The 5,634-nt window shown below is 55.8% G+C and carries 7 protein-coding genes and 1 pseudogene; 4 read left to right on the plus strand and 4 right to left on the minus strand.

What is annotated here, in order from left to right; all coding sequences use genetic code 11:
* The first annotated feature begins 101 nt into the window (after positions 1 to 101).
* Positions 102 to 293: a hypothetical protein gene (locus ACESNB_RS00940; protein WP_373002640.1), complete on the plus strand. Its 192-nt coding sequence runs from the start codon at positions 102 to 104 to the stop codon at positions 291 to 293.
* 372 nt (positions 294 to 665) lie between these two features.
* On the opposite strand, the gene ACESNB_RS00945 is transcribed toward ACESNB_RS00940, so the two are convergent.
* Positions 666 to 1,811: a M23 family metallopeptidase gene (locus tag ACESNB_RS00945; protein WP_373002642.1), complete on the minus strand. Its 1,146-nt coding sequence runs from the start codon at positions 1,809 to 1,811 to the stop codon at positions 666 to 668.
* A gap of 398 nt (positions 1,812 to 2,209) precedes the next feature.
* Here ACESNB_RS00945 and ACESNB_RS00950 point away from each other — a divergent pair, with 398 nt between their 5' ends.
* Positions 2,210 to 2,683 carry an NADPH-dependent FMN reductase gene (locus ACESNB_RS00950; protein ID WP_373002644.1) on the plus strand — a complete coding sequence of 158 codons (474 nt, stop codon included), beginning with the start codon at positions 2,210 to 2,212 and terminating at the stop codon, positions 2,681 to 2,683.
* Between the two features lie 151 nt (positions 2,684 to 2,834).
* On the opposite strand, the pseudogene ACESNB_RS00955 reads toward ACESNB_RS00950, so the two are convergent.
* Positions 2,835 to 3,113, minus strand: a pseudogene (locus ACESNB_RS00955) (DDE-type integrase/transposase/recombinase); the annotation flags it as partial.
* Positions 3,114 to 3,339: 226 nt separating this feature from the next.
* Here ACESNB_RS00955 and ACESNB_RS00960 point away from each other — a divergent pair.
* Positions 3,340 to 3,708 carry a helix-turn-helix domain-containing protein gene (locus tag ACESNB_RS00960; protein ID WP_373002646.1) on the plus strand — a complete coding sequence of 123 codons (369 nt, stop codon included), beginning with the start codon at positions 3,340 to 3,342 and terminating at the stop codon, positions 3,706 to 3,708.
* The gene (locus ACESNB_RS00965) at positions 3,701 to 5,011 is read left to right on the plus strand and encodes a type II toxin-antitoxin system HipA family toxin (RefSeq protein WP_373002648.1); all 1,311 of its coding nucleotides are present in this window, start codon (positions 3,701 to 3,703) and stop codon (positions 5,009 to 5,011) included. Before ACESNB_RS00960 ends, ACESNB_RS00965 begins: the two co-directional genes overlap by 8 nt.
* Positions 5,012 to 5,217: 206 nt before the next feature.
* Here the strand turns inward: ACESNB_RS00965 and ACESNB_RS00970 are convergent, their stop codons facing one another.
* Both ACESNB_RS00970 and ACESNB_RS00975 read right to left on the minus strand, forming a co-directional pair.
* Positions 5,218 to 5,409, minus strand: coding sequence for a hypothetical protein (locus ACESNB_RS00970; protein ID WP_373002650.1), 192 nt, complete (start codon positions 5,407 to 5,409; stop codon positions 5,218 to 5,220).
* 42 nt (positions 5,410 to 5,451) lie between these two features.
* Positions 5,452 to 5,589: a ribbon-helix-helix protein, CopG family gene (locus tag ACESNB_RS00975; protein WP_373002652.1), complete on the minus strand. Its 138-nt coding sequence runs from the start codon at positions 5,587 to 5,589 to the stop codon at positions 5,452 to 5,454.
* Positions 5,590 to 5,634 lie beyond the last annotated feature (45 nt).

The following is a 5,634-nucleotide window of genomic DNA, read 5'->3' on the forward strand; positions in this document are numbered from 1 at the left end:
AACTGGCGAAAACTACGCGGCTTTGACTACCTCGCCAAAGTCATTACCGGCGTCAAATTCAAAGACGGGATCGAAACCACCGAAACTGGCCAGATCGCCGCATGACCAAAAACTCTCAAACACCAGATTTGACAATAACTCCTGATCATCACGACCTGCTGAGCGCGCTGATCGGGAACAAGCCGGGCATGAAGATGCTGGGAATGGCCGACCAGCTTGAAGCCGAGACGGACAAGTTTACCGATCCTGCGTCGATCTCTGTGCTCCTGTGCCGAGCACGGATCCACATATAAATAGCTGATGGCATCGGAATGCGCACGCGCTGACGTGGCTGAGCACCGCCTTATGTGGATCAACCAGCGTCAATCTTTCATGAGGCGCTCGCCAGGATGGTTGGTCTTCATCGATCAAACTCTGTGAACGCGAAGACAGTTCGCCTGCGCAGCAGGACGCGAAGGGGCTAGCGCCTGAAGGCGGACGCCCCGTTCCGCAGACGGGGCACACAGACTTTCATTACCGGCTTGAGATGTGGACAGTTGACCGCACCCTGGATTATCCCCGGCGCAATGGATCGATCCGCCTTCAATGTCTATGTCGAAACCCAACTCTCCCCGACGCTTTAGTTGCCACCCGGTGACATCTCCGTCTGATGATGGACGACTTCTCTAGGGGAATGTGACGACCGCGTTGTCGACAGGGAACTCTTTGCGAAGAGATTTGAAAGCAGTGTTGTCGGCTAACCAGGGCTTGCCATCGTCCAAAATACTCAGATCCGGCAGCGTGCCTTCCTGTGTAAACGTCTCTATTTCATAAGGCATGCCCTCCGCGCCTAGCGGCGAGTTTTTATCCATTATCTGGAAATGCAGGTGCGGTGCATCGGAATTGCCGGAATTGCCAAGCTTGGCCAGAACTTGACCGGCCGTTACCTTGTCACCGATCGAAACGTTCAGACTGCCAGGCTGAAGGTGCGCATAGAGCGCATACGTTCCCTGTCCCAGATCGAGGATGAGGGAATTGCCAGTGATATTGTCCAGAGTCACGCTCCGACTGATTTGCGGATTACTTCCTTCATTATCGGGAATATCTGCAACCAAGTATGATACGACTCCGTCGGCGACCGCGATGACGTCTGCATCATAGCCGTAGAAGTTGGCATTCGCCGATGCATTCGTTCGGAAAAAGCGCCCGTCGGGTCCGAGTTTTACCCAGTCTATGGCAAAACGCTGCGCGAGATATTCGCGCCCGTCAACGGCATTGAATGAACGCCGATGATCATCACTGAACAGCCCGTTCGCAGCGACCCAGCGCCCGCCGCGAAGTGTGGCGCCGATCACTGGAGCCCTCGGCTGAACCTCGATCTCGAGGCCCGTCACCGTGCGTTCGATTGTCGAGCCTTCAGCGGTCTTTGCCGCAAACAAAAGTCGGTGACTGAGTTGCGCCGGCACAGCCACACCGGGGGCCAGAGTAAGGTCTATAAAAACGACCATTGCCTTCCCGCCTTCGATAGTTCGAACCTTGCCTTTGTCGGATTCCGCTCCAACCGACCTCAACAATGCGGCTAGTGTGTCAGCGCGATACGCCTCGAGCGTCTGATCACCAGCGATTATGTCGATGCCTTCAAGATCGAACGCTTTTGAATAGAAATTGGTCAAATGCAGTTCATAGACCAGCCGTGTGCGACCGTCGGCCACCAACGGTGAAGGCGGCTTGGGAATGTCGACGTTGACTGGAAAGCTTGAATGTTCCTGAGCTGCGACAAGCGTCGCGACAAACAAGGTGGCAAGAAGGACGAGGAAAGTGAATCGGCGCATGAGCCATATTTGTCAAATCCGATCGTTGGTCAATGCGGTTACCTACCAGCAGAGACATCGTGCCCTTGAGTTGCCAATGAGCGACTGAAATCGGGTGCAAAGCGGTCCTGACCCGATCCACGCATTGATAGGCGCCAACCTCCCACTACCGGGCAGGGGGCATCGCTCCTTGGGTATTCTGACGGCGGACATTCGCGATGGCGCTAAGATGGCGGCCGAGTCGATCTTTCTGATCTCATTCGACGTAAGAACTTGGCTTGTAAAATACCTCGAGGACATTCACCATTGAAGCTATGGTAAACGTACTAGCCGTTTCTGGCAGCCTTCGAGAAAACTCCTCAAATAGCGCGTGTGTCGATGCCGCCCGCATCGTGGCCCCAAGCGTTATATAAGTTACAGTGTTCAATGGAATTGGGCTGCTTCCTTTTTTCAATTCGGACGTGGGCGATGATGCACTTTTGCCGGAGGTTCGTCGTTGGCGCCGCGCGGTCGCCACCAGCGATGCCATTCTGTTTTGCAGCCTGGAATATGCAGGTGGATTAGCTGGAGTTCTGAAAAATGCACTCGAATGGTTGGTAGGGGATGTAGTGACCTATCAAAAGCCAGTTGCAGTGATCAACACTGCCCCGCATGCGCACCATGCCGATGACAGTCTTCGATTGATCCTCAAAACCATGGGTGTGCAACTGATTGAAGCAGCTTCCATCTCCTTGGAACTACCCAGACGGCACATTGATGCATGCGCAATTACCGCCGACGCGCAACTGACGCAGCAACTTCAGGGTGCTCTGTACGCACTTGCATCGATTGCAGGACATACAGAGAAGCCGTTTTCAGAATCTGCCAAATCAATACCTGGAGGTTTCAGCTGAGACCTTCTGATCCGCTGGACAAGGAGGCAAGGTTGCTCAGCAAATGAGCCGCGCCTGAAACCCGCCAGTCCGCAACCCACCGATGCTGTTGATTTACCGGTGCTGTCAGACGAATGCGAACCAGTCTCCATTATTTGCAAACGAGCAGGTCCTAGGCGACGAGAAGGTCGCGCCACTCGCGAAGCGCCGCGTCTCGCATCGTCTTGAACCTGGCCTTTCTATTACTCTTTCGCTGATGGTTGAAGTGGTTGCACACAGATGAATGAATGGAGACGAACCTTTGCAAACTTCGCATGCGGCGAAATCTGAGCAATGCCCGCTCTCGTCGCCTGAAGGGCAAGTATGAATTTTCGGCCCGATTGTTGAGATGCGGGCCAGTCTCCTGGCGGCCCTCGCTCCCAATCACTTTCACTGCCGCCCGATACGACTGGCCCGGGTTACAGGCGAGCCCATAGTGTTCGCTGGCGATTTCCCTTTTTGCACCTGAATCTCCGCTGACTGTGTCGCATTTTTATTCGGCCAAAAATCGCCGTTTACTTACTTTTTTGGATATTAATCGGCTAATCGTAGCCGATTAACTGCAGACATATGTTGTGCATTCACTATCCGGTCATATATTGCCGGTAAAGTTCGGTTTATCGTAAAAGCGGCCACATATGACCTATTCTATCGATTTCTCGGTTGCGACCAGCGAACAAATCGAGCGCGCGCTGTGCGAGCGCGCCGAAGCCTTGCGGCTGGCCCAGAACAGAACGCAGGCCGATCTCGCAGCTGAAGCCGGCATCGGTGTCCGGACCTTACGCCGGCTCGAAAAGGGTGACGGTGTGGCCTTTGATACCCTGATACGCGTCATGATCGCTCTTGGGCTGCAGGATCAACTGTCGTCCTTCCTGCCCGATCCATCCGTCCGCCCAATGGAGCGGCTGGGTGTCAGCCGCCAGGAACGCCAGCGCGCCCGCCCGGCAACTTCCCGTCCGGCTCCGGCGGGCGCCTGGACCTGGGGCGACGAGACAGACAATGGTTGATACTGCCAGAATCGAATTGTGGGGGACAACCATTGGCGCCGTCACATGGGTGGCGGAGCGCCGAATCGGCGTCTTCCAGTACAATCCGGACTTCCTCCAAAGCGGAATTGAAGTTTCGCCCCTGGTCATGCCATTGCGCGAAGCCCCGTACGAATTCCCAGGGCTTGCCTGGACAACGTTCAAAGGTCTGCCCGGGCTGCTTGCCGACGCCCTGCCCGACAAGTTCGGCAATGCCATCATCGATGAATGGCTGGCTTCGGAAGGCCGGTCCCGGGACGACTTCCATCCCGTAGAGCGCCTTTGCTATATCGGCACACGCGGCATGGGCGCACTGGAATTCCAGCCTTCTCACAGAGCCACCCCGACAGCATCGCAGGATATCGACATTGAACGCCTCGTGGCGCTATCAAGCCGTGTCCTGACCGAACGTGAAAACCTGGGTGGGGTCTTCCGTGGCAATGAGAATGACCGGAAGGTTATCGAGAATATCCTGCGGGTCGGAACGTCCGCTGGCGGCGCACGCGCCAAGGCGATCCTGGCCTGGAATCCCGTGACCGGCGCATTCCGGTCTGGACAAGTCGAGGCCGCAAGCGGTTTCGAGTACTGGCTGATGAAGTTCGACGGCGTGTCCAACAACAAGGATCGCGAACTCGCCGATCCCAAAGGGTTCGGCAAGATCGAATACGCCTATTACCTAATGGCCGGCGCTGCCGGAATTGAAATGGCGCCATGCCGGCTCCATAATGAAGGTGGCCGCAGCCATTTCATGACCAGGCGCTTTGACCGGACGCCCACGGGCACCAAAATTCACATGCAATCGCTCGGTGCCCTGGCGCACTATGATTACAATCAGGCTGGCAGCTATTCATACGAGCAGGCCCTTCAGGCCATGAAACGCCTCAGCCTGCCGCGTACCGAACTTGAGCAGCAGGTCCTGCGCACCTACTTCAACATCATCGCACGCAATCAGGATGATCATGTAAAGAACATCGCCTACCTGATGAACCGTCGGGGCGACTGGTCTCTCTCACCTGCCTTCGACGTGTCGTATGCCTGGACCGAAGACGGTGCCTGGACAAACCAGCACCAGATGAGCGTGAACCAAAAGCGGGACAAATTTGAACCAGAAGACCTTATCGCCTTTGCCGGCAAGGCGGGCATCAAACCTGCCAAAGCAAATGACCTTATCTCTCAGGTCTCTCAAGCTGTTCGAAACTGGCAGACATTCGCGAACGAAGCCGGCGTAGATCCGGTTGTTGCCACGGCCGTTGCAAGCAAACACCGGCTCTATCTGGACCAATAACATCGTTGGTTTTCTGGCTGAATGACGGATCGTACTTACGGCTGTGGCCAGCGCAGCAAGGCCATGTCTGAAGGCAAATGCATTTCATCGCCGCCGGATTTTAACACCAGGGCTGGACTGACCCAGCCCCCTGATCCGGGCCGATTATTCGGAGAGTCTGTTCCCTTTTGCTTTGAGACCCAAGCTTGGACCAGTGTCGGTGAGAGTCATCCGGGACTAATTTTCCGCAAAACCTGCTCAATGAAGTAATCAAACCTGCGCTGGCCAAGCGCATGAGCCGCGTCCCGCTCCCCTTCCGGGATCGGTTCGGTTCGGGTCAGCCAGTAGAAGATATAGTGCTCCAGCGTCTCAAGCCCGATCGCGACATCGCACTCGATTTCAGCCTGGCTCAGTTCCATCCGATCAAGCCGCCGGATGACACGGGAGTCCAGCGGCTCGATCTATTCAGTATCGAAATAGCGCTGCAGTGCGGTCTCGATGATAGCGGTCATGGTCACGCCATGCCCGCGCGCCTCACGCCCAAGCTGGCGCAGCATGGCAGACGTCACACGAATGTTCAGGCGGTGCGGTTTCTTCATCAGAAACCGGGAAGCATTTTATCGTCGGCCACATTGAACCGCCCC

Source organism: Hyphomonas sp., assembly GCF_041689225.1.
GTDB lineage: Bacteria > Pseudomonadota > Alphaproteobacteria > Caulobacterales > Hyphomonadaceae > Hyphomonas.